Annotated in this window: 1 pseudogene; it reads left to right on the forward strand. The window is 64.5% G+C overall.

The features are described from left to right. Positions 1-372: pseudogene (locus tag KZZ04_RS18535) on the forward strand (pyruvate dehydrogenase (acetyl-transferring), homodimeric type); the annotation flags it as partial.

Genomic DNA, 372 nt, shown 5'->3' on the forward strand with positions numbered 1-372 from the left:
TATTACTCGATGTTCGGATTCCAGCGCGTCGGCGATCTGATCTGGGCCGCCGCCGATCAACGTGCCCGTGGCTTCCTGCTCGGTGCCACCGCCGGGCGCACCACCTTGGGTGGCGAAGGGTTGCAGCATCAGGACGGCAGCAGCCATCTCAGCGCCGCCGCCGTGCCCAACTGCCGCGCCTACGATCCGGCGTTTGCCGGCGAGTTCGCGGTGATTCTCGACCACGGCATGCGCCAGATGCTCGAACACGACGTGGACGAGTTCTACTACGTCACCCTGATGAACGAAAACTACCCGCAACCAAGCCTGCCCGCAGGGGTAGAGGCGGCGATCATCAAGGGCATGTATCGCCTGGAGGGCGGTGTCGACGCT

It is taken from the genome of Pseudoalteromonas sp. CR1 (assembly GCF_019392235.1).
Lineage (GTDB): Bacteria > Pseudomonadota > Gammaproteobacteria > Enterobacterales > Alteromonadaceae > Pseudoalteromonas.